Below are 20,949 nucleotides of genomic sequence, written 5' to 3' on the forward strand. Positions count from 1 at the left end.
AGTGCCGTCATGATTGCGCCAAGTTGACAGAAAGGACCGCCCCATGCCGTTGACCATGAACCGCGATGTTTTCATCACCTGTGCCGTGACCGGATCGGGCGGTACCCAGGACCGCAGCCCGCATGTGCCGCGCAGCCCCGCCCAGATCGCCGAAAGCGCCATCGCCGCGGCCAAGGCGGGGGCGGCGGTGGTGCATTGCCACGTGCGCGATCCCGAAACCGGCACGCCGAGCCGGGATCTGGCCTATTACCGCGAAGTGACCGAACGCATTCGCGCTGCGGAAACCGATGTGGTGCTGAACCTGACCGCCGGGATGGGCGGCGACATCATGTTCGGCCCGACCGAACGCCCGATGCCGCCCGTGGAAGGCACCGACATGATCGGGGCCTCCGAACGGGTGCAGCACATCGCGGACTGCCTGCCCGAGATCTGTACGCTGGACTGCGGCACGATGAATTTCGCCGAAGCTGATTACGTCATGACCAACACGCCGGGCATGTTGACGGCGATGGGGTCGATGATGACCGAACTGGGCGTAAAACCCGAGATCGAAGCCTTTGACACGGGTCATCTGTGGTACGCCAAGCAGCTTGTGAAAGACGGTGTGCTGGAGGCGCCCGCGCTGGTGCAGCTTTGCATGGGTGTGCCCTGGGGCGCGCCGGACGATCTGAACACCTTCATGGCGATGGTCAACAACGTGCCGGACGACTGGACATTCTCGGCCTTTGCGCTGGGGCGCAACCAGATGGCCTATGTCGCCGCCGCGGTGCTGGCGGGCGGCAATGTGCGGGTCGGGCTTGAGGACAACCTGTGGCTGGGCAAGGGACAATTGGCGGAAAACTGGCAGCTGGTCGAACGGGCCGGGTCCATCATCGAGAACATGGGCGCGCGCATCATCGGCCCCGCCGAGGTCCGCGAGAAGCTGGGCCTGACAAAGCGGGCGCCCGGGGCGTGAGGCGTTTGCGCGTTCTGGCAATCGCCGGTGTGATGGCGCTGGGGGCCTGCGCGGCAGAGCGGGCGGGCTACCCGACCGGCACGCTGCCGCTGCGCAATCCGACGGCCCCGCTGGGCGGCACCGCGCGGTTCGACCCCGGACGCTTTGCCGGCGACTGGGTGACACGCGCCTGCATGGGCCCCTGCGTGCCCTCCGTCAGCTTTACCCAAAGCCTGACCGGCGCGGTGTCCGAGACCGACGCGCGGGGCAGCCGCGCCTATCTGCCCGGCGCACCGGGCGTCCTGCGTTCGACGGCGGGCGACGCCGTGCTGGTGGTGATGTGGGTGGACGAGGGGTTCCGCACCGCCGCCGTGGGGCTGGCGGACGGCAGCCGCGCGGCGATCATCGACCGCAGCCCGACCGGCGGCGCCGACCGGATCGCGGCGGCGCGGGAGATCCTCGATTTCAACGGCTGGGACGTCAGCCAGCTGCGGGGGGTGGCGCCATGATCGGCGTTCTTCTGATGTGCGTGGCGCTGGCCTTTGGGGCCTTCTGGGTCGGCGGCATGGTGCTGGGGGTGCGGGACACACCGCCCTTTGGCTGGAGCGTCCGGGCCTGCGCATCGCTTTGCGCGGGGATTGCACTTGCAGGTGTGATTTTGATGGGATTGGGCATATGACAAGGACAGCGGCAATCATTGGCGGCGGCGTGATCGGCGGCGGTTGGGCGGCGCGGTTTGCGCTGAACGGCTGGAGCGTGCGGGTCCATGACCCCGACCCAGAGGCGGAGCGCAAGATCGGCGAGATCATGGCCAACGCGCGGCGGTCCCTGCCGGGGCTGACCGACGTGGCGCTGCCCGCCGAGGGCGCGGTCAGCTTTCACGGCTCTATCGCGGAGGCGGTCGAAGGGGCCGAGTGGATACAGGAGAGCGTGCCGGAACGGCTGGACATCAAGCATCAGACCTTTGGTGCGATCCAGCAGGCCTGCGATCCGGAGGCGGTCATCGGGTCGTCGACCTCCGGCTTCAGGCCGAGCGAACTGCAGCAGGGCGCGGCGCGGCCCGGGCAGATCATGGTCGCGCATCCGTTCAACCCGGTCTATCTGCTGCCGCTGGTGGAACTGGTGCCGGGCAACGGGATCGACGGCCCGATGGTGGACCGGGCCAAGGAGATATTGACCACGCTGGGCATGTACCCGCTGCATCTGAAGAAGGAAATCGACGCCCATGTGGCGGATCGCCTTCTCGAAGCGGTCTGGCGCGAGGCGCTGTGGCTGGTCAAGGACGGCATCGCCACGACCGAGGAGATCGACAACGCGATCCGCTACGGCTTTGGCATCCGCTGGGCGCAGATGGGCCTGTTCGAAACCTACCGCGTGGCGGGCGGCGAAGCGGGGATGAAGCATTTCATGGCGCAATTCGGCCCGGCGCTGAGCTGGCCCTGGACCAGGCTGATGGATGTGCCCGAGTTCACGGAAGAACTGGTGGACCTGATCGCGGGCCAGTCGGATGCGCAATCCGGCGCGCATTCGATCCGGGAGCTGGAGCGTATCCGGGACAATAACCTGGTGGCCATGATGCGGGGTCTCAAGGCGCAGGACTGGGGCGCGGGTGCGCTGCTGAACGCGCAGGAAAAGATCATGCGCAGCGGCACGGCCATGGGCGCCCGGGCAGAGGACCTGCCCGCCGATGCCCCGGTGCTGACCGCCCGCCGGACCGTGCCTCTGGACTGGACCGACTACAACGGGCACATGACGGAAGCGCGGTATCTGCACGCCTTTGCCGATGCGACCGACCGGTTCATGGAAATGATCGGCTGCGATGCGGCATACATCGCGTCGGGAGGCAGCTATTTCACCGCCGAGACCCATATCCGGCATCTGGACGAGGTCCACGCCGGAGCGGTGATCGAGATCCAGACCCAGGTGATCGAAGGGGCGGGCAAGAAGATGCATCTGTTCCACGAGATGGTGGAGAGCGGCAGGCTGCTGGCCACGGGCGAGCATTTCCTGCTGCATGTGTCGCTGGAGACGCGCAGACCGAGCGCGCCGTCGGCGGAGGTCGAAGCGGCGCTGGTGCGCTTTGCCCAAGGCCATGCGGCGCTGCCGCGGCCACAGGGGCTGGGCCGCGCCATCGGAGCACCGCGGTAGCGCCTGTCCGGCCCGACGCTGTGAGAGCGCGCTTGGGTGTTGCCGGAAGGAGCGCGCTGCGCGCGCATTCGATTCCCGGTTTGCCGCTTCGGGTCTCACCGTCCCAGAGGCCCCGAGCCGCCCGCGATTGATCCCCGGTCTGGCAGCGTCCCGCCCGGCGGTCCAGCAAAATAGCCGTCTCCCCGCCGGGGCGGGGCCCCTCGGCGATTTTGCTGGACAGCCGGTCGGGCCGCCGCCGTTCCGGTCTCAAGCGAGGGCGGCTCCGGACCAGAGGCGGTTCAGCGGATCAGGCCGCGCATGTCGCTCAGGAGGTCGGGGAAATCGCGTGCGGTGGTGGAGGCCTCGCGCACCAGCGTGTCGAAGTCGCGGGTGAAGAGGTCGATCCGGGCGCGGTCGCGGAACGACAGGTAATGACCGCCGGTGTAGAGCACGGCGATGAGCGGGCCGAAGATGGTGACGGGCGCCGAATAGAGCCTGCGCGCGTCGAACTGGTAGAGCCTCAGCCGGGGGTAAAGCTGGCGCGTCAGGGCGATCATCCGGTCGCATTGCGCGCGGCGCACCGCTGCGGGCAGGCCGTGGTAGTAGCCGCTGCCCCGCAGGAAACAGTCGAGTTCAAAGAGGGGCATGGCGATTTCGTATTCCGAGGTCGCATCGAGCATCAGGTCGAGCCGGTCCCGCGATGCGTTGATTGCCTGCTGCGCGGTACGGCGCAGGTGGTGGCCATACTCCCATGCGAGCATGTCGTCGGTTTTCAGCAGATCGGGCAGCGCGGCGGGGACGTGGCGGATCTTGTACCCGCGGGCCTCCTGGTGCCAGACGAACAGCTGGTCGTCGACGACGGCGCGGGGGGCCTGGGACATGGCGATGCTGTTGGAGATCAGGTCGGCCGCGGATTCGGGGCGGTCGGACAGGCCCAGCAGCCAATCGGCGGAGACCCCGAGGGCCTGGGCGCAGGCCCCCACCACCTGGGCGCCGGGCAGGCGGGCGCCGCTGTCGGAGAGGGCCTGGGACAGGGTGGAACGGTCGGCGCCGATGGCGCGGGCCAGGGCGCTTTGGGTGGTGCCCGCGGTCGCGATGGCCTGGGCGAGCCGGGCGCGGAAGGTCTGCGCGCGGCCGATCTTGCTGTCTATTCTCGGCATATGCTGGTTTTTGTCATCAAATGTGCGGTTTGTTCATCACTATCCGAATGGCGTCACGGATCAAGGGGAAGGATGCTGCCGCAAAAGACGTCAAAAGGACCACTGAATGCATCCGAGCGAGGTTGGGCAGAGCCACGCCACCCCGAACACATTTGATCCCAGTCCTGTGCTGCGCCGTCTCGCGCGCTGGGAATGGCCCACGATCGCCCTGTTTGGCGCGGTTTTCGCCGCACTTGGTGTGGCGCTGGTGCTGACCGGCGGCGCGGTGTCTTTCGGAATTCTGGTGTTGGCGCTGACGCTGCATTCCTCGCTCAGCCACGAGATACTGCACGGTGCGCCGTTCCGGTCGGCACGGGCGGCGACGGCGCTGGGGTTGTTCCAGCCGGGGCTGTTCGTGCCCTACCTGCGGTTCAAGGCCCTGCATCTGGCGCATCACCACGATTCGCGCCTGACCGATCCATATGACGATCCCGAGACCAATTATATCGACCCGGACATCTGGCACGGCCTGCCGCGCTGGCACCGGGGGGTGCTGCGGGTGAACAACACGCTGGCGGGTCGGATGTTGATCGGCCCCCTGATCGGGACGGTCTGTTTTCTGCGCGACGACCTGCGCCGTCTTCGCGCCGGGGAGGCGGAGGTCGCCCGGGGGTGGGGGCTGCACCTGCCGGGGGTGGCGGTGACGCTGGCGGTGGTGGCGATGTCGCCGCTGTCGCTCTGGACGTATCTGGCCGCCTGCTATGGGGCGATGTCGGTGCTGAAGATCCGCACCTTCCTGGAGCATCAGGCGCATCCGCGCGCTTCTGCCCGGACGGCGGTGGTGGAGGACCGGGGGCTGCTGGCGCTGCTGTTTCTGAACAACAACTTCCACGTGGTGCACCATATGCATCCGCAGGTGCCGTGGTACCGGCTGCCGGCGGTCTATGCCGCGCGGCGGGGCAGGTTCCTCAGCCGCAATCAGGGCTATGTCTATCGCAGCTACAGGGACGTGTTCCGGCGGCACCTCTTCGCGCCGAAGGATCCGGTGGCACATCCGCTCTGGCGCGGACCGCGGAATTGACCTAATCGGAGGCATGACAGCGCCCTTGCCCGATCTCTGGATTGTCGTGACCCTGGCCGCCGCGGCGTTCCAGACGGTGCGTTTCATGCTTCAGAAACACCTGGCAACGGCGACGCTGTCGGCGGCGGGGGCCACGTTTTCGCGGTTTCTCTATTCGGCGCCGTTCATCCTGATCCTGCTGGCGATCTACCTGGGGATGACGGGCCAGGCGCTGCCTGTCCCGGCGCCGGGGTTCTGGATATACGGGCTTGTCGGGGCGTCGGCGCAGATCCTGGCGACGGTCTGCGTGGTGATGCTGTTCAAGCAGCGCAATTTCGCGGTGGGGATCACATTCAAGAAGACGGAGGTGATCCAGACGGTGCTCGTAGGCTGGATCGTGCTGAGCGAGGGCGTGTCCTGGCCCGGTTTCGCGGCCATCGCGCTGGGCATCGTCGGTTTGCTGCTGCTGTCCGGCGGGCCGGGAGTGACGGGGCTGCACCTGCGCGACCTGCGCAATCGGGCGGCGGGGCTGGGGATCGCGTCGGGCGTGTTGTTCGCGGTTTCGGCGGTCACTTACCGGGGCGCGTCGCTGAGCGTTGCGGAGGCCGACCCGGTTCTGCGCGCGACGGTGACGCTGGCGGCGGTGGTGGCGATGCAGACGGCGATCATGCTGGTCTGGCTGCGTCTGCGCGAGCCGGGTCAGATCGGGGCGGTCTGGGCGGCACGGCGGGTGGCCCTGTGGATCGGCCTGACCTCGATGGGCGGCTCGCTGTGCTGGTTCATCGCCTTCACGCTTCAGAACGCGGCCTATGTGAAGGCGCTGGGGCAGGTGGAGCTGATCCTGAGCGTTCTGGCCAGCACGCTGTTCTTTCGGGAAAGCATCACGGGCCGGGAAGCCGCGGGGATGGCGGTGCTGGTGGTGTCGATCCTGATGCTGATCCTGGTGATCTAGCCTTCCATGGGGCGGCCGCGCAGGCGCAGGAACAGGCTTTCCTCGTCGTTGTTCTTGAAAAACGGGACGGAGGCGGGGGGCGTGCGGTCCCGTGCGCGGGCCTGAACTTCGGCCATCACCACCTCGGTGATGAAGGGCATGTCGAAGGACCGCGCTTCGGACAGGGGGACCCATTGCAGGTGGCTGAGTTCGTCGCAGGCGGCGTCGAAATCGTCGAGATCCGATGCGATATCCTCGGCGTCCACCAGAAAGAAACGGGCGTCGAAGCGGCGCGGGCGGCCCGGCGGGGTCAGCGCGCGAAAGGTGAATTGCAGCGGCGCGGCGTGGGGGACATGGCCGGTGGCGGCAAAGGTTTCCCAATCCGGCGGGGGCGGAATGTCCCAGGTGCCCGGGCGGCCCAGGATCAGGCCGGTTTCCTCCCACAGTTCGCGGATGGCCGCGACGGCGATGGCATGCACGAGACCGGGGTCCGCGTCCTCGGCCATGCGGGCGGCGCAGGTGCCGGGCAGGGGGCTGGCCAGGGGCACATCCGCATCGCCGGGATCGACCGCGCCGCCGGGAAAGACGAACTTGTTTGGCATGAACACGGCCTTGGACCCGCGCTGCCCCATCAGGATGCGCGGTGCGTCGAACCTGTCGCGCAGCACGATCACAGTGGCGGCATTGCGGATCTGGCTTTTGTCGATGGTCATGATGTCCCCTGGTTCAGCGGTGCCGAAGGGGAAGATCAGGTCGAGGGTGCGAAGCCGCCCATGCCCTTGGCCCATTGAAAGCCGATCATGGCCCCCTTCAGTCTGGGCAGAAGGTAAAGGGACAGGCCGACGCAGCCAACCGCAAAAATGGTGAAGAGTGTCAATGGCTCGGGGCGCCAGGTCACGAACACCAGATGCAGCATCGGTGCCATCAGGTGCCCGACGAAAAGGATTGTCAGGTAGGCCGGACCGTCATCCGCGCGGTGGTGGTGGAATTCTTCGCGGCAGACGGGGCAGTCGTGATTCACCTTCAGATAGCTCTTGAGCAGCGGCCCCGATCCGCAGTTCGGGCATTTGCCGCGCCAGCCTCTGCGCATGGCGGGCCAGCGTGCTCGGTCATTGGGGGCGGTCGGGGCGGTATTGGTGGTGGTGGGCATGGCTCTATCCTCGGACACGGCCCCTAGATGCGCCTGTTGGGGGCAAAATGAAAGAGCCGAGAGGGGATTGCGGCGCTGTGTCGCAAAACCCGGCGGGAGGGTGCGGAATTTTTGCGCGCGCCGCGACGGAAAGGAGGGGCCGGCTCGTAAAAAGGAGTATCGCGCCGCACAAAGGGGCGCCGACACAAGGAGAGATTACATGAAACTTCGAGCAACAGTCCAGTTGGCCGCTCTCAGTACGCTGATCGCCGTGGGTGCGGTCGCCGGGGCCAACGCAAAGCCCGGCGACCGGGCGGCCCTGTTCGGTGCGATCGACGCGGACGGCAATGGCGCCGTCACCCGAGAGGAGATCGACGCCCACGCGGCGGCGCGGTTCGACAAGGCCGACACCGATGGCGATGGTTTTCTGACCGCGGCGGAGATGTCGGCGGCGCGCAAGGCCACGCATCAGGCGCGCGCGGCGCGGATGGTCGAAGAGTTCGACGCTGACGGCGACGGCGCGCTCAACGCCGCCGAGCTGGCGGCCCGCTGGGACGGCCGGACCGACGCGGAACGCGCGGAGCGGCGGCAGGCGCGGATGATCGAACGCATGGACAGCGACGACGACGGCAAGCTGAGCCGCGACGAGATGTCCGCGCGCCGTGATCTGGGCAAGATGTTCGACCGCCTGGATGCGGATGGCGATGGCACGCTGACAGCCGAGGAGTTCCGCAAGATGCGCGGTCATGGCGGCCAGGGCGGTCGCTGGCACCGCGGCGACCGGCGCCCCGGTGCCGACAAGGGCTGAGATCGCGGCTGCAAGGACGGCCCGGCACGCTTGCCTCGCGCAGGCGGTCGGGCTAACCGCTGACGGGATGCACCAGTCTTCGCCCGATCCAGGCTCCGACGCGGAAGCCGCGCTGTTGGCCCGCTATGCGTCGGGCGACGCGGCAGCGGCGCGGCTGTTGGCGGCACGGCTGACGCCCCGGCTTTTTGCCCATGCCCGTCGCGTGCTGGGCGATACGGCAGAGGCGGAGGACGTGACGCAGGAGGCGCTGCTGCGCCTGTGGAAGATCGCGCCGGGCTGGCGGACCGGCGAGGCGCGGGTCGGCACCTGGTGTTACAGGGTTGTGGCGAACCTGTGCACCGACCGGTTGCGAAAGCGCCGGTCGGTCCCGCTGGACACGGTGGCAGAGCCGGAAGACCCGCGCCCGGAAGCCGCCGACCGGCTTCAGCAGCTTGCGCGCCGCGACGCGTTGCAGGCGGCATTGGAAAGCCTGCCGGACCGGCAGCGGCAGGCGGTGGTGCTGCGCCATATCGAAGGGCTGTCCAACCCCGAGATTGCGGAAATCCTCGACATCGGGGTGGAGGCGGTGGAAAGCCTGACAGCGCGGGGCAAACGGGGGCTGGCGGCCGCTCTGGCGGGGCGGAAAGAGGCATTGGGGTACGAGACATGACGAAAACGGAACATGACGATGCAGGTCTGGAGGCGCTTTTTGCAGAGGCGCGGGCCCATCCGCCCCGGGTGCCGGACCGGCTGCTTGCTCGGGTGGCCGAGGATGCGCAGCGGTTGCAGCCGCGTGCCGCGCGCGCCACGCAGCGGCGCGGCTGGTGGGCTGTTCTGGGTGGATTGCCGGGCCTTGGCGGGCTGGTGACGGCGACCTGCGTGGGGTTCTGGCTGGGCGTTGCGCCGCCCGAGGGGGTCCCGGATTTCGCCGACCAGATGCTCGGCAGCCAGGCGGTGGCAGAAGAAGCGGTGCCGGACTTCTCCGGCTTTGGATGGGACAGCGAAGAGGGCTGATGGATGGATGAGACACGCACACCCGCAGGGCGCCGCTGGCGCTGGCTGCTGGTCGCCTCGTTGGCGCTGAACCTGGTCTTTGTCGGCTTGATCGCCGGCGCCGTCTATCGCCATGCGGGTGGGCCGGGGGCGCGGGACCACGGCGGCGGACCGGGCGCGCGCAGCTATGCCACGCCCTATGTCCGGGCGCTGCCGCGTGAGGTGCGGCGCGCGCTGTTTAGGGACCTGCGCCGGTCCGGCAGCGGCATGCCCAGCCGGGAAGCGCGGCGCGCGCTTTACGATCAGGTGCTGACGGCGTTGCGGACAGAGCCGTTCGACGCGCAGGCCGTGCAATCCGTCCTGCGGGAACAGGGGCGCATCGCGTTGGAACTGCAAACCGCGGCGGAAGGGGCCTGGCTGGCCGAGGTTGCTGCGATGTCGCCCGCCGAACGGGCGTCTTATGCCGACCGGGTCGCCGAGGAACTGACCCGCCGCCCCGGCAAGCGCGGAAAGAGGACGCGCATGGATGAGGGCGCGAAGCCGTGAGCGAGCCTGGCGTTCTGGCCGATCTGTGCGGGTTGTTCTTTTGAGATCGGGACGGGGCGCACAGCTGGCGGCCCTGTTCTTGGCAACCGATCGCTGTCGGATGACGTCACGGCGAAACAGCTTTGCCGAAGGCGACATTTCTTCCTGCCTGAGAAGAAAGGCGACCTTCCTCCTGACCAAGAAAAAAGGCGACCTTTCCTGCTGACCAAGAAGAAGGGCGACCTTCCTCCTGATCAAGAAGACATGTCATATATGACATGTCTTCTTGAAACTGTCTTTTGCGGCGGCGGCCAAAGTGGGGTGAGGTTGGCAAGAGGGGCGGATCGGGTCATGGGCCAGCAGCAGCTGCGGATCGACAGCGCAATTGGCCACGCCCTGAGGGGATCGCCGGTCCGCCGGATCGTGGCGTCAGGAAAGCGCCTGACGAATGTCGCCCTGTTCCTGCGCTTTCGATTTCCAAGCCCGTGCAAATCCCCTAGTCAGGGCCAAAGCCGAAAGGGACGCAGATGGACCTCGATGACGATACCGAAATACTGGCCACCGTTCAGTCCTCTGCCGGGCGGCGGGTGCTTGGCATCGGCTGCCTGGCCGTGCTGGGGGTGCTGCTGATCTACATGGCGTTCAACAGCCCACCCGCGCTGCCCTGGCAGGTATTCCTGATCCTTGTCGGCGCGGGGGCATTGTGGTGCGCCGACGCCATGCGCCGTGCCACGGCCAGCCGGGTGGAACTGACCCCAGCGGTCCTGCGTGACGCGGACGGTACGGTCATCGCGCGGGTGGACCAGATCACCGGGATCGACCGCGGCTTTTTCGCCTTCAAGCCCTCCAACGGGTTCTTGCTGAAGCTGGACACCGGCGGGGCCCGTGTCTGGCGTCCCGGCCTGTGGTGGCGCATGGGGCGCCGTGTGGGCATCGGCGGGATGACACCGGGCAGCCAGACCAAATTCATGTCCGACGTGCTGTCCGCCCTTCTGGCACAAAAAACCCCGCCCGACTGAAGGTCCGGCGGGGCCTGTGTCGCCACGTCAGGCAGCTGTCAGTTACACTCTTCCCAGCACACGCGCGGGGCGTAGCGCGGGCGGGTGAAGACAAAGTTCTGGATCTCGCGGTTTTCCAGCCCGGTGGCGAAGGGCGGCGTATAGTCGCTCCAGGTCTCCACCAGCACCACCCGTTCGTTGTCGGGCATCACCGGCAGCTTGTCATGCCAGTTCCGGACGTTGCTGCTGGTCAGCGCGGTGACACCGCCGCGTGTCTTGGACCAGTCCGTGCGGTAGCGGTTGTCGTCCGCGTCGAACCAGATCGAACTGACGCGCAGGGCGGACTGGCCTTCGCTCAAGGACAGATATTCGAACAGGCTGTGCATTCCGTTGAGGTAATCGTCGTCCAGCGGCAGCGTCTCGCGCGAGATTGCGTCGCCCACGGTAAAGGCCGCTTTCTGGTTGATCCCGTAGGTGCGGAACGCATCGAAGATCGAGAACATCGCCAGGAAGGCCCAGAACATCACTGGCAGAACGATCATCGCCTCGATGGAGATCGACCCGTCCTGTCGGCGCATGAAATCGCCGTGCAGGGCCGAGCGAAGTCCGGCTTTGAACAAGGTTGCATGCATCATTGGGGCTCCTGAACAAAGGCGGATACCGCGATCAGCCGGGCCCGTCCGCTGCCATCCTTGTCCAGCGCCTTGCCCAGGCCGGTGGTGGCAAAGACCGGCTTGAACTTGACGCAGGCCCGCATGATCATCACCTCGTGCTCGCGGCCCAGAACGAAGCCGCGCACCGGTTCGGCAGGGGCCGAGGTATCCACACAATCGGGCGTCTGGTCGAACGTGGCAAAGGCACGGGGGCGCAGCGGGATCATTTCCAGCCGCAGAGTGCTGTCGCAGTCTTCGATAAAGCCTGCGTTGTCGCAGACGATCTGCTTGATCTGGTCGTGCGCGATGGGCGTGTTGGTGCTGAGCCGGATGTAGCGTACCGCGATATCCACGCCCCGGTCCAGGTACATCTGCCGCATGGAGTAGATGCCCATCTCGACCGCCATCATGAACGCGCCGAACAGGATCGGCACCAGGATGCAGAATTCGACCAGAAAGATCCCGCCTTCTTCGTCCCGGCGAAACCGGAACAGGCGCCGCATGAGGGACGGTTTCATTGCGTCAGCCTCAGCTGGTTGATCTGGCGCGCGATGGACTCGAAGGCGTCTTCGATCTCCACGCCTTCCACCCTGAAGAAGTGGCTGGGCGAGGAGGCGCAGTCGCGCATCACGTTGGCCCCGTGGTCGGTCACTTCAAAGCCGATGGACCAGATGACGATCCGTGCTTCCTTGGCCGCGTCGCAGATGTTGGACAACAGGCGGTCGCCCTGGGCCGCGTCGTACTTCTGGTAGTAGAAGTTCGAGTGGTAGCGGTAGTTCACGTAGCGGTTCATGTAGTACTGAAGGTTGTAGTCGACCCAGTGCATGATCTCGCTGTCGGAGTTGTAGTACCAGTCCGGAATGCGCATCGAACGGTCGTTCTGCCCGTCGGTCATCAGGATCACGGTCTTGAGCGTTTCGGGATCGTTGAGCGCGGAAGGCCGGTTTGCGAATGCGCCGTCGGCTTGGCCCATGTCAGCCAGATTGCTGATGATCGGGCGGAAGTCCGGGTGCAGCATGCCAACGGCCCACTTCATGCCGAGAAAGATCGACGTACCGGCGCGCGGTTTGAACTTGTTGATCTGGGCCTTGAGCGCGTTGGCGTTCTGGCTGAACGCGGTGATCGCCTCGTAATCCTCGCCGGTGTGGCCGTTACGGTTTCCGTTGCGCGGGCAGACCGTGTCATAGCGGGTGTTCTGGTAGTTGCCGCTTTCGATCGAATAATAGTTCCACTGGAAGTACTGCATCTGCTCGTAGCTGCGGGAACGGTCGAACCGCAGTTTGTCGAACTCCGAATCCGGAATTTCGATGCAATGGGAGAACTTGTGCACCTTGTTGACGTTGAGCTGGTCGAAGATTCCGGGCCCGGCGTTCACATGTTCCGAATAGGGGATAAGCGAAACCGAGATCAGATCTTCGTTTTCGGGCTTCAGCACAGTGTCCACAAAGACGCCGGCGGCGTTCTTGAGGTTCTGCATCTTGCCGTTGTCCTTCATCGAGCCGGAAATATCGACGACGAGCGAAATCTCGACCTTTTGGATCTTTTCTTCCGCCTTGGCACGGGCGGGCACATTAAGGTTTTCGACGCCCATTGAATCCATGAACTGCGTCTTGATCGTGTTGGTGGCATCCACCGTCACGGTACGGTAATTCAGACCATCGCTTACGCTAACTGCGGACACGTATTCGGCCATGTTGGCCTTGGCGAAATAGTCACGCACCACCGCTTCGGGGTCGAGCGGCTGATCCAGGTCGGCGGCGGCCAGCACCGCCCGGTCCGAGATCGCCTGAAGCCGGGTCCGTTCCATTTCGTGGCGCATCATGTCCACGCCAATCCCGCCGATCATCAGCATGATGAGGACCATAAAGCAGGCGAACATGGTGATCGAGCCGTCGTCCGACTTTGACAAATGGCGCGACAGTGCCAACAGGTCCCCAGCAGTCAGGCGATTTTCACGTGTAGGACGTTTCATGTTTGTTAACCTTTCTTCCCGAGGCATATTTCGAATGCCGGGCTTCAGACGGGATCCGCCTTTAACTTCTTCTGATTGGGCAACGTGGCGAAATTTGGGCGGAAAAATGCCTAAAAAGCCGGTATGTAACGTAAAATCGTGATCAATTCCGCCGCCGGGTGCCGGTTGTTTCGCGTGCGGAAACGTCTGGCCACTTTGGACCGCGAATCATCTCAAAGGCTTAATTTCAAGGCAGTGTGATGAGCAGGGTCGCGCTTTGAAAAAGCTGGGCTTAGGGTGGGACCAGATATGCGGCGCATCCGAGTCGCGCCCGCCATCGGACCGAAACGACTGGAGAAGACGATGACCCCATCCAACGAGCCGAGTTTCCGCGAGAGCGTCGACATGATGTACAACCGCGCGGTGGCGCTGATGGACCTCTCGCCGGGCCTTGAGGAAAAGATCAGGGTCTGCAACGCGACCTATACGGTGCGCTTCGGCGTCCGTCTGCGCGGCACGATCCACACCTTCACCGGATACCGGTCCGTCCATTCGGAACACATGGAACCGGTCAAGGGCGGCATTCGCTATTCACTGGGCGTCAATCAGGACGAGGTCGAGGCGCTGGCGGCGCTGATGACCTACAAATGCGCATTGGTCGAAGCGCCCTTTGGCGGCTCCAAGGGGGGCTTGTGCATCGACCCGCGCGAATACGACGAACACGAGCTTGAGCTGATCACCCGCCGCTTTGCCTATGAGCTGATCAAGCGCGACATGATCAATCCCGCGCAGAACGTGCCCGCCCCGGACATGGGCACGGGCGAGCGCGAGATGGCCTGGATCGCGGACCAGTACAAGCGGATGAACACCACCGACATCAACGGTGTCGCCTGCGTGACCGGCAAACCCACCCATGCCGGCGGCATCCAGGGCCGGACCGAGGCCACGGGGCGGGGCGTGCAATACGCGCTCCACGCCTTTTTCCGGGACCCCAAGGGAATGAAACGGGCGGGGATGACCGGAGAGCTGGACGGCAAGCGCGTGGTTGTGCAGGGGCTGGGCAACGTGGGCTATCACGCGGCCAAGTTCCTGAGCGAGGAAGACAATTGCCTGATCACCGCGATCATCGAGCGCGATGGCGCATTGTTCGACGACAAGGGGCTGGACGTGGAGCAGGTGCATCAGTGGATCGCCAAGCACGGCACGGTCAAAGGCTATCCCCATGCGCCGTTCGAGCCCGACAGCGCCAAGATGCTGGAAGCGGACTGCGATATCCTGATCCCCGCAGCCCTCGAAGGGGTGATCAACCTGACGAACGCCAATCAGATCAGCGCGGCCCTGATCGTTGAGGCCGCGAACGGCCCGGTCACGGCGGGCGCCGACCAGATCCTGCGCGACAAGGGGGTGGTGATCATTCCGGACATGTACGCCAACGCGGGCGGCGTGACCGTGTCGTATTTCGAATGGGTCAAGAACCTCAGCCACATCCGCTTTGGCCGGATGCAGCGCCGGCAGGAGGAGGCCCGCCACCAGCTCGTCGTGGACGAGTTGGAACGCCTGAGCGCCGACAGCGGCATCGGCTGGCAGCTGAGCCCGAACTTCAAGGAGAAATACCTGCGCGGCGCGGGCGAGCTTGAGCTGGTCCGTTCGGGGCTCGATGACACGATGCAGACGGCCTATCAGGCGATGGCGGATATCTGGCACACCCGCGACGACGTGGACGATCTGCGCACCGCCGCGTACATCTCGGCCATCAGCAAGGTCGCGTCCAGCTACCGGGCCAAGGGGATCTGACACGCCGCGCGGCATTCCGCCGAAGGGGTTTGAAGGCGCGGCGAAGCGGGGAACCGCAGCCGCACGCCAGAGTTGAGGATACGACGGCAGCAGCCGGGGGTGTCCCGGCCGCGCCATCCCCAGAGAACGGAGCAGACGATGACCCGACAGCATCATGACTTCGGTACCACGACACGACCGGACAGCCGGCAGATCCAGCGCAATATCCGCATTGATCAGCAGGAATTCCTGCGCCGGCAGGTCGCAAAGCTGACTGTGCCCGCCGAATGCCGCCCGGCGGCCCGCGCGGAAGCCCCGACCGACCGGCGCTGAGCGACTGCTCGGCTTCAAGCAACCCCAAGGCGGCCTCCGGGCCGCCTTTTTCATGTGCGCCGTCCAGCGGGGGCGTCGCCGACGGGAAAGTTCCTGTCGAAAACAATGGTGCAGCGGTCCGCCGGGCATTGCACCAAGGCGTCGGACTTGGTTCACTCCGACCCAGGTCAGGGGGATAGTCGATGCGGTTTTCAGGATGGCGCGTGTTGCGCGAAGGGTTCACCGGCAACAGGGGCTGGACACGGCACTGGCGAGACCCGGAGCCCAAGGCGGAATACGATGCGGTCATCATCGGCGGCGGCGGTCATGGGCTGTCCACGGCCTACTACCTGGCCAAGAACCACGGCATGACCAATATCGCGGTGCTGGAAAAGGGCTACCTTGGCGGCGGCAACGTGGGGCGCAACACCACCATCGTCCGGGCCAATTACTTCCTGCCCGGCAACTCGGAGTTCTATTCCCATTCGCTAAAGCTGTGGGAGGGGCTGGAGCAGGATCTGAATTACAACGCGATGCATTCGCAGCGCGGGCTGATCAACCTGTTTCATTCCGACGGCCAGCGCGATGCCTTTGCCCGGCGCGGGAACGCGATGATCAACCAGGGCGACGACGCGGAGCTGCTGGACCGCGAGGGGGTGCGCAGGTACCTGCCGTACCTCGATTTCGACAACGTCCGTTTCCCGATCTACGGCGGGTTGCTGCACAAGCGCGGCGGCACCGCCCGGCATGACGCCGTGGCCTGGGGGTACGCGCGGGCGGCGGACCGGCGGGGTGTCGATCTGATCCAGCAGTGCGAAGTCACCGGCATCGACATCGAGAACGGCCGCGTGCGCGGCGTGCAGACCACGCGGGGGGCGATCCGTGCCAAGAAGGTCGGCATCGTCGTCGCGGGCCGCTCGGGCCAGGTGGCGGCGATGGCGGGGATGCGCCTGCCGATCGAAAGCCATGTGCTGCAGGCTTTTGTCACCGAGGGGCTGAAGCCCTGCATCGACCATGTGGTCAGCTTTGGCATGGGCCACTTCTATATCTCGCAGTCCGACAAGGGCGGGCTGGTCTTTGGCGGCGACCTGGATTTCTATGCCTCTTATGCGCAGCGCGGCAACATGCCGATGATGGAGCATGTGATGGAGGCTGGCATGACCCTGATGCCGATGATCGGCAAGGCGCGGGTGTTGCGGTCCTGGGGCGGGATCATGGACATGACGCCGGACGGCAGCCCGATCATCGACAAGACCGGGACCGAGGGTTTGTTCATTGATTGCGGCTGGTGCTACGGCGGGTTCAAGGCGGTACCGGGGTCGGGGTATTCCTTTGCCCATCTGATGGCGACCGGCACCCACCACGAACCGGCGGCGAAGTTCCGGCTGGACCGGTTCCGCACCGGGCGCGGCCTGATGGACGAGGAGGGCACCGGTGCGCAGCATAACCTTCACTGAGCCCCGGCACGTCGGCCGCGCGTCCGTGGCGGGCGTTGTGGTGTGTATTTCGGGAACAATGAAACGGGGCGACGGCACCCCGTCGGAGAGGATGGCATGAGGATCGACTGTCCGCTGTGCGGGTCGCGGGACCGACGAGAGTTCTACTATCAGGGTGATGCGGTTGCGCTGGCGCGGCCTGCGCCGGAGGCGAATGAGGCGGCCTGGGACGGCTATGTGCATCTGCGCGACAACCCGGCGGGGCCGACACGCGAGCTGTGGCATCACGAGGCGGGCTGTTCGGCCTGGCTGGTGGTGACGCGCGACACGGTCAGCCACGAGATTTCCGACGTGGCGCTGGCCGCCGATGCGAAGGAGGCAGGGGCATGAGGATCGCGGGCAGGGGTCTGATCGACCGGGAGAGGCCGGTCAGCTTCCGCTTCGACGGGGCGACCTACGGGGGTTTCGCGGGCGATACGGTCGCATCCGCGCTGTTGGCGAACGGGCAGAAGCTGATGGGCCGGTCGTTCAAGTATCACCGCCCGCGTGGTGTGCTGACCGCCGGGTCCGAGGAACCGAATGCGCTGGTCACGGTGGGAAGGGGCGCCGCGGCGGAGCCGAACCTGCGTGCCACCGTGCAGGAACTGTACCAGGGGTTGGAGGTGCGCAGCCAGAACGCCTGGCCGTCGCTGAGTTTCGATCTGATGGCGGTCAACGATCTGGCGGCGCCGTTTCTGGGGGCGGGCTTCTATTACAAGACCTTCATGTGGCCGAAGACATTCTGGGAGGCGATCTATGAGCCCGTGATCCGGCGGGCGGCAGGGTTGGGTGCGCTCAGCGGCAAGAACAATGCGGACCGCTATGAACGCGCCTATGCCTTTTGCGATCTTCTGGTGATCGGCGCGGGGCCTGCGGGCCTGATGGCGGCGCTGACGGCGGCACGGGCCGGGGCGGATGTGATCCTGATGGACGAGGATGCGCGCATGGGCGGGCGGCTCAATGCCGAAACCGGGGCGATCGGGCACCAGCCCGGTCATGCCTGGGCCGCCGGTGTCGTGGCGGAGCTGGCCGGGATGGCCAATGTGCGGCTGATGCCCCGGACCACGGCGACGGGCGTTTACGACGGCGGGATGTTCGGGGCGCTGGAACGGGTGAACCACCATGCCCCGCGGGCGGGTGATCTGCCGCTGGAGACGTTCTGGCGCATCCACGCGCGGCGCAGCATTCTGGCTACTGGCGCGCTGGAGCGGCCCGTTGCCTTTCGCAACAACGACCGACCTGGGATCATGACGGCAGGGGCGGTGCGGGCCTATCTCAACCGCTGGGGGGTGAGCCCCGGCAAACATGTGACGGTTTTCGGCAACAACGACGATGCGCATCGTACTGCGCGCGATCTGGTGGCGGCAGGTGTTCATGTGGCGGCGCTGATCGACAGCCGCGCCGATGTCACGGTGGAGGGGGGCGACTTCCCGGTCTATACCGGCGCTCAGGTCTGCAACGCGGCGGGCCGCAAGGAGCTGGAGGCGATCACCATCCGGACGGCCTCGGGCGAACAGGCGATCCAGACCGATTGTCTGGCGATGTCGGGGGGCTGGAACCCGACGCTGCACCTGACCTGCCACTTGGGCGGGCGACCGACCTGGAACGCGGATATTCAGGCCTTTGTGCCGACCCCCGGCGCGGTGCCGGGCATGACGGTGGCCGGAGCCTGCAACGGGGTCTTTTCCACGGCGGGCTGCCTGCGGGCCGGTGTCGACGCGGCGACTGAAGCCTTGGCCGATCTGGGGAGGCGGACGGGCGCGGTGGACCTGCCGCGTGCGGAGGATGACGCCTATGCGCTGGAACCGCTTTGGGCGGTGCCGGGCAAGGGGCGCGCCTGGCTGGATTTCCAGAACGACGTGTCGGTCAAGGATGTGAAACAGGCGGCGGTTGAGAACTTCCGCTCGGTCGAGCACATGAAGCGGTACACGACACAGGGCATGGCCACCGACCAGGGTAAAAGTTCGAACGTGGCGGCGCTGGCGATCCTCGCGGATGCCACCGGGCGGGGCATTCCCGAAACCGGGACGACGACCTTCCGCCCCCCCTATGTGCCCGTTTCCATCGCGGCGATGGGCGCGGGCGCGCAGGGCAAGGGGTTCGCACCGCAACGCTTCACCACCTCTCACCGGGCGTCGGTGAAAATGGGGGCGCCGATGATCGAAGCGGGGCTATGGTACCGGCCCAGCTATTTCCCGAAGGCGGGAGAAACCAACTGGCGGCAGTCCTGCGACCGGGAGGTGGGCCATGTGCGCGGGGCGGTGGGGGTCTGCGACGTGTCGACCCTGGGCAAGATCGACATCCAGGGGCCGGATGCGGCGGCGCTTCTGGATTTTGTCTATGCCAATGTCTTCTCGACGCTCAAGGTGGGGCGTGTGCGCTATGGTCTGATGCTGCGCGAAGACGGGCACGTGATGGACGATGGCACCACCGCGCGCCTGGGGGACCAGCATTTCGTCATGACCACCACCACCGCCGCGGCGGGGCAGGTCATGCGGCATCTGGATTTCGTGACCCAGTGTCTGCACCCGGAATGGCGAGTGTCCTGCATCTCGGTCACGGAACACTGGGCGCAGTTCGCCGTCGCCGGGCCAAAATCGCGCGACCTGCTGAACGGCATCCTGGGCGAAGAGATCGACAGCGACCGCTGGCCCTTCATGGCCTGTGGTCCGGTCGAGGTGTGCGGCGTGGCGGGGCGGCTGTTCCGCATCTCGTTCTCCGGTGAACACGCCTACGAGGTGGCGGTGCCCGCGCGCTACGGGGCAAGCCTGTTCGATCTGCTGGTCAAGCGGGCAGAGGCGCTGGGCGGCGGCGCCTACGGCATGGAGGCGCTGAACGTCCTGCGCATCGAGAAGGGCTTTATCACTCATTCCGAGATCCATGGCCGCACGACCGCCTTCGACATCGGAATGGGGCGCATGGTGTCGGACAAGAAGGACTGTATCGGCAAGACGATGGCGGCGCGATCCGGGCTGCAGGACGAGAGCCGCGAGCAACTGGTGGGGCTGAAGCCGGTCGGCGCGGTAAAGCAGCTGACCGCCGGGGCGCATCTATTCGATGCGGGCGCAGAGGCGGTCCGGGAGAACGATCAGGGGTATGTCACCTCTGTCGCGTTCTCGCCCGACCTGGGGCACATGATCGGTCTGGGTTTCGTGAAACGGGGCCTGACGCGCGAGGGCGAGGTGATCCGCATGGTGGATCATCTGCGCGGGCTGGAGGCGGAGGTGGAAATCTGCCATCCGGTGTTTCTGGACCGGGAAGGGGAGCGTGTACGTGGCTGAACTGACGGCAAGGACGCCCTGCGACGGCCTGCTGCCGATCCGCATCGGCGCGGCGGAACTGACGGAACTGGATGCGGGCACCCTGACGCTGCTGGCGCCGCTGGGCGACGCTGCGGCGCTGGGTGCGGCGTTGGAAAAGGCACATGGCCTTGCCTGGCCCGCGCCCCTGCGCGCGACCGGCAAGGCGGGGGCGCGTTGCCTGTGGTTCGGGCGCGATCAGGCATTGCTGATGGGGCCGGTTCCGGATCCGGCGCTGGCCGAACATGCCGCGGTCGTGGATCAGTCCGACGGTTGGGCGGCGGTGCAGCTGAAGGGGGCCGGGGCGGTGGACGTGCTGGCACGGCTGGTCCCGGTGGACCTGCGCGAGGACCGGTTCAAGCGTGGGCACACCCTGCGCACGCAACTCTACCACATGTCCGCCTCGATCACCAAGACCGGGGCTGACACTTTTGTCATCCTTGTTTTCCGGTCGATGGCATCCACATTGGTTCATGATATGAAGACAGCGATGGAAGCCGTGGCTGCACGCGCCGACGTGCGTGGCGGAGATTGAGTGGAGTGATCCGATGGTGAAGTATCTGGTGATGTCGGCGGTTGTTGCCGCGATGGCCGGTCCCGTAGCGGCGGCCGGAAAGAAGGAAGTGGATTGCGGGCACCAGGCGGCGGTTGTCTCGGCGGTGCAGCAGGCGCGGCTTGCGCGTGTCAGCGAACGCAAGGTGGCGGATCATGTGGCGGGCAAGGCGACCTGGCCTGAGCGTTACAACACCGCGATCCCGCTTGTGGCCCCTTGGGTTTACCAGATGAAGCTGCGGGATGTGAAGGCGCAGGACCTTGCGGCGGCCTGGAACGAAATGTGCATGGCGCGCTGAGCGCGGTCCGCA

Annotated in this window: 24 protein-coding genes; 18 read left to right on the forward strand and 6 right to left on the reverse strand. The window is 66.0% G+C overall.

The features are described from left to right. The first annotated feature begins 43 nt into the window (after window positions 1-43). From FIU94_RS10310 to FIU94_RS10320, 4 genes are read left to right on the forward strand one after another with little or no spacing between them, the layout of a single operon-like run. Entirely contained in the window at window positions 44-955 is a 912-nt protein-coding gene (locus FIU94_RS10310) for a 3-keto-5-aminohexanoate cleavage protein (RefSeq protein WP_152465719.1), read from the forward strand. Next, a complete protein-coding gene (locus FIU94_RS10315; protein WP_152465720.1) occupies window positions 952-1,443 on the forward strand; it encodes a lipocalin in 492 nt (163 codons plus the stop codon). The genes FIU94_RS10310 and FIU94_RS10315 overlap by 4 nt, the downstream gene beginning before the upstream one ends. Further along, window positions 1,440-1,613: a hypothetical protein gene (locus FIU94_RS20885; protein ID WP_172975888.1), complete on the forward strand. Its 174-nt coding sequence runs from the start codon at window positions 1,440-1,442 to the stop codon at window positions 1,611-1,613. The genes FIU94_RS10315 and FIU94_RS20885 overlap by 4 nt, the downstream gene beginning before the upstream one ends. Beyond that, window positions 1,610-3,082, forward strand: coding sequence for a carnitine 3-dehydrogenase (locus FIU94_RS10320; RefSeq protein WP_152465721.1), 1,473 nt, complete (start codon window positions 1,610-1,612; stop codon window positions 3,080-3,082). The genes FIU94_RS20885 and FIU94_RS10320 overlap by 4 nt, the downstream gene beginning before the upstream one ends. Window positions 3,083-3,360: 278 nt before the next feature. Here FIU94_RS10320 and FIU94_RS10325 read toward each other — a convergent pair whose 3' ends face one another. Next, window positions 3,361-4,221: a helix-turn-helix domain-containing protein gene (locus FIU94_RS10325; RefSeq protein WP_152465722.1), complete on the reverse strand. Its 861-nt coding sequence runs from the start codon at window positions 4,219-4,221 to the stop codon at window positions 3,361-3,363. A gap of 106 nt (window positions 4,222-4,327) precedes the next feature. Here FIU94_RS10325 and FIU94_RS10330 point away from each other — a divergent pair, with 106 nt between their 5' ends. Together FIU94_RS10330 and FIU94_RS10335 are read left to right on the forward strand one after the other, a co-directional pair. Next, window positions 4,328-5,281: a fatty acid desaturase gene (locus FIU94_RS10330; protein WP_152465723.1), complete on the forward strand. Its 954-nt coding sequence runs from the start codon at window positions 4,328-4,330 to the stop codon at window positions 5,279-5,281. Window positions 5,282-5,294: 13 nt separating this feature from the next. Further along, a complete protein-coding gene (locus tag FIU94_RS10335) occupies window positions 5,295-6,212 on the forward strand; it encodes a DMT family transporter (RefSeq protein ID WP_152465724.1) in 918 nt (305 codons plus the stop codon). On the opposite strand, the gene FIU94_RS10340 is transcribed toward FIU94_RS10335, so the two are convergent. Continuing rightward, the gene (locus FIU94_RS10340; RefSeq protein WP_152465725.1) at window positions 6,209-6,904 is read right to left on the reverse strand and encodes an NUDIX hydrolase; all 696 of its coding nucleotides are present in this window, start codon (window positions 6,902-6,904) and stop codon (window positions 6,209-6,211) included. The genes FIU94_RS10335 and FIU94_RS10340 overlap by 4 nt on opposite strands. A 35-nt stretch (window positions 6,905-6,939) precedes the next feature. Beyond that, window positions 6,940-7,341 (reverse strand): DUF983 domain-containing protein, encoded by a 402-nt coding sequence (locus FIU94_RS10345; protein ID WP_152465726.1) that lies wholly within the window; start codon window positions 7,339-7,341, stop codon window positions 6,940-6,942. Window positions 7,342-7,540: 199 nt separating this feature from the next. On the opposite strand from FIU94_RS10345, the gene FIU94_RS10350 reads away from it, so the two are divergent. The 5 genes from FIU94_RS10350 to FIU94_RS10370 all read left to right on the forward strand — a co-directional run bounded on the left by FIU94_RS10350 (window position 7,541) and on the right by FIU94_RS10370 (window position 10,644). Continuing rightward, complete coding sequence (locus FIU94_RS10350; protein WP_152465727.1) at window positions 7,541-8,128, forward strand: EF-hand domain-containing protein; 588 nt, start codon at window positions 7,541-7,543, stop codon at window positions 8,126-8,128. 67 nt (window positions 8,129-8,195) lie between these two features. Further along, entirely contained in the window at window positions 8,196-8,777 is a 582-nt protein-coding gene (locus FIU94_RS10355) for an RNA polymerase sigma factor (RefSeq protein ID WP_152467011.1), read from the forward strand. Then, complete coding sequence (locus FIU94_RS10360) at window positions 8,774-9,121, forward strand: hypothetical protein (protein ID WP_152465728.1); 348 nt, start codon at window positions 8,774-8,776, stop codon at window positions 9,119-9,121. Before FIU94_RS10355 ends, FIU94_RS10360 begins: the two co-directional genes overlap by 4 nt. 3 nt (window positions 9,122-9,124) lie before the next feature. Next, the gene (locus FIU94_RS10365) at window positions 9,125-9,646 is read left to right on the forward strand and encodes a periplasmic heavy metal sensor (protein WP_152465729.1); all 522 of its coding nucleotides are present in this window, start codon (window positions 9,125-9,127) and stop codon (window positions 9,644-9,646) included. 506 nt (window positions 9,647-10,152) lie between these two features. Continuing rightward, a complete protein-coding gene (locus FIU94_RS10370) occupies window positions 10,153-10,644 on the forward strand; it encodes a hypothetical protein (protein WP_152465730.1) in 492 nt (163 codons plus the stop codon). Window positions 10,645-10,682: 38 nt separating this feature from the next. Here FIU94_RS10370 and FIU94_RS10375 read toward each other — a convergent pair whose 3' ends face one another. The 3 genes from FIU94_RS10375 to FIU94_RS10385 are packed head-to-tail and all read right to left on the reverse strand — an operon-like array spanning window position 10,683 to window position 13,248. Next, entirely contained in the window at window positions 10,683-11,258 is a 576-nt protein-coding gene (locus tag FIU94_RS10375; RefSeq protein ID WP_254702510.1) for a TadE/TadG family type IV pilus assembly protein, read from the reverse strand. After that, window positions 11,255-11,794, reverse strand: a complete 540-nt coding sequence (locus FIU94_RS10380; RefSeq protein ID WP_152465731.1) for a TadE/TadG family type IV pilus assembly protein — start codon at window positions 11,792-11,794, stop codon at window positions 11,255-11,257. Before FIU94_RS10380 ends, FIU94_RS10375 begins: the two co-directional genes overlap by 4 nt. Beyond that, window positions 11,791-13,248, reverse strand: coding sequence for a Tad domain-containing protein (locus FIU94_RS10385; protein ID WP_254702511.1), 1,458 nt, complete (start codon window positions 13,246-13,248; stop codon window positions 11,791-11,793). Before FIU94_RS10385 ends, FIU94_RS10380 begins: the two co-directional genes overlap by 4 nt. Before the next feature lie 342 nt (window positions 13,249-13,590). Between FIU94_RS10385 and FIU94_RS10390 the strand changes: the two genes are divergently transcribed. The 7 genes from FIU94_RS10390 (at window position 13,591) to FIU94_RS10415 (ending at window position 20,937) form a co-directional block, all read left to right on the forward strand. After that, on the forward strand, window positions 13,591-15,021 hold the full coding sequence (locus FIU94_RS10390; protein WP_152465733.1) for a Glu/Leu/Phe/Val dehydrogenase: 1,431 nt from the start codon (window positions 13,591-13,593) through the stop codon (window positions 15,019-15,021). A gap of 138 nt (window positions 15,022-15,159) precedes the next feature. Beyond that, window positions 15,160-15,333 carry a hypothetical protein gene (locus FIU94_RS20890; protein WP_172975889.1) on the forward strand — a complete coding sequence of 58 codons (174 nt, stop codon included), beginning with the start codon at window positions 15,160-15,162 and terminating at the stop codon, window positions 15,331-15,333. Between the two features lie 182 nt (window positions 15,334-15,515). Continuing rightward, window positions 15,516-16,769, forward strand: coding sequence for a sarcosine oxidase subunit beta family protein (locus FIU94_RS10395; protein ID WP_152465734.1), 1,254 nt, complete (start codon window positions 15,516-15,518; stop codon window positions 16,767-16,769). A gap of 96 nt (window positions 16,770-16,865) precedes the next feature. Beyond that, complete coding sequence (locus FIU94_RS10400; RefSeq protein WP_152465735.1) at window positions 16,866-17,138, forward strand: sarcosine oxidase subunit delta; 273 nt, start codon at window positions 16,866-16,868, stop codon at window positions 17,136-17,138. Further along, entirely contained in the window at window positions 17,135-20,068 is a 2,934-nt protein-coding gene (locus tag FIU94_RS10405) for a sarcosine oxidase subunit alpha family protein (RefSeq protein WP_152465736.1), read from the forward strand. The genes FIU94_RS10400 and FIU94_RS10405 overlap by 4 nt, the downstream gene beginning before the upstream one ends. Further along, window positions 20,061-20,621, forward strand: coding sequence for a sarcosine oxidase subunit gamma (locus tag FIU94_RS10410; RefSeq protein ID WP_152465737.1), 561 nt, complete (start codon window positions 20,061-20,063; stop codon window positions 20,619-20,621). The genes FIU94_RS10405 and FIU94_RS10410 overlap by 8 nt, the downstream gene beginning before the upstream one ends. A gap of 13 nt (window positions 20,622-20,634) precedes the next feature. Next, window positions 20,635-20,937, forward strand: a complete 303-nt coding sequence (locus FIU94_RS10415) for a hypothetical protein (protein ID WP_152465738.1) — start codon at window positions 20,635-20,637, stop codon at window positions 20,935-20,937. Window positions 20,938-20,949 lie beyond the last annotated feature (12 nt).

The organism is Sulfitobacter sp. THAF37, from assembly GCF_009363555.1.
Taxonomy (GTDB): Bacteria; Pseudomonadota; Alphaproteobacteria; order Rhodobacterales; family Rhodobacteraceae; genus Sulfitobacter.

Bases quoted from the DNA above. Each gene is read 5' to 3' on its own strand.
- FIU94_RS10310 (WP_152465719.1), top strand. From the start codon at position 44: ATGCCGTTGACCATGAACCGCGATGTTTTCATCACCTGTGCCGTGACC.
- FIU94_RS20885 (WP_172975888.1), top strand. From the start codon at position 1,440: ATGATCGGCGTTCTTCTGATGTGCGTGGCGCTGGCCTTTGGGGCCTTC.
- FIU94_RS10320 (WP_152465721.1), top strand. From the start codon at position 1,610: ATGACAAGGACAGCGGCAATCATTGGCGGCGGCGTGATCGGCGGCGGT.
- FIU94_RS10325 (WP_152465722.1), bottom strand. From the start codon at position 4,221: ATGCCGAGAATAGACAGCAAGATCGGCCGCGCGCAGACCTTCCGCGCC.
- FIU94_RS10330 (WP_152465723.1), top strand. From the start codon at position 4,328: ATGCATCCGAGCGAGGTTGGGCAGAGCCACGCCACCCCGAACACATTT.
- FIU94_RS10335 (WP_152465724.1), top strand. From the start codon at position 5,295: ATGACAGCGCCCTTGCCCGATCTCTGGATTGTCGTGACCCTGGCCGCC.
- FIU94_RS10340 (WP_152465725.1), bottom strand. From the start codon at position 6,904: ATGACCATCGACAAAAGCCAGATCCGCAATGCCGCCACTGTGATCGTG.
- FIU94_RS10345 (WP_152465726.1), bottom strand. From the start codon at position 7,341: ATGCCCACCACCACCAATACCGCCCCGACCGCCCCCAATGACCGAGCA.
- FIU94_RS10350 (WP_152465727.1), top strand. From the start codon at position 7,541: ATGAAACTTCGAGCAACAGTCCAGTTGGCCGCTCTCAGTACGCTGATC.
- FIU94_RS10355 (WP_152467011.1), top strand. From the start codon at position 8,196: ATGCACCAGTCTTCGCCCGATCCAGGCTCCGACGCGGAAGCCGCGCTG.
- FIU94_RS10360 (WP_152465728.1), top strand. From the start codon at position 8,774: ATGACGAAAACGGAACATGACGATGCAGGTCTGGAGGCGCTTTTTGCA.
- FIU94_RS10365 (WP_152465729.1), top strand. From the start codon at position 9,125: ATGGATGAGACACGCACACCCGCAGGGCGCCGCTGGCGCTGGCTGCTG.
- FIU94_RS10370 (WP_152465730.1), top strand. From the start codon at position 10,153: ATGGACCTCGATGACGATACCGAAATACTGGCCACCGTTCAGTCCTCT.
- FIU94_RS10375 (WP_254702510.1), bottom strand. From the start codon at position 11,258: ATGATGCATGCAACCTTGTTCAAAGCCGGACTTCGCTCGGCCCTGCAC.
- FIU94_RS10380 (WP_152465731.1), bottom strand. From the start codon at position 11,794: ATGAAACCGTCCCTCATGCGGCGCCTGTTCCGGTTTCGCCGGGACGAA.
- FIU94_RS10385 (WP_254702511.1), bottom strand. From the start codon at position 13,248: ATGAAACGTCCTACACGTGAAAATCGCCTGACTGCTGGGGACCTGTTG.
- FIU94_RS10390 (WP_152465733.1), top strand. From the start codon at position 13,591: ATGACCCCATCCAACGAGCCGAGTTTCCGCGAGAGCGTCGACATGATG.
- FIU94_RS20890 (WP_172975889.1), top strand. From the start codon at position 15,160: ATGACCCGACAGCATCATGACTTCGGTACCACGACACGACCGGACAGC.
- FIU94_RS10395 (WP_152465734.1), top strand. From the start codon at position 15,516: ATGCGGTTTTCAGGATGGCGCGTGTTGCGCGAAGGGTTCACCGGCAAC.
- FIU94_RS10400 (WP_152465735.1), top strand. From the start codon at position 16,866: ATGAGGATCGACTGTCCGCTGTGCGGGTCGCGGGACCGACGAGAGTTC.
- FIU94_RS10405 (WP_152465736.1), top strand. From the start codon at position 17,135: ATGAGGATCGCGGGCAGGGGTCTGATCGACCGGGAGAGGCCGGTCAGC.
- FIU94_RS10415 (WP_152465738.1), top strand. From the start codon at position 20,635: ATGGTGAAGTATCTGGTGATGTCGGCGGTTGTTGCCGCGATGGCCGGT.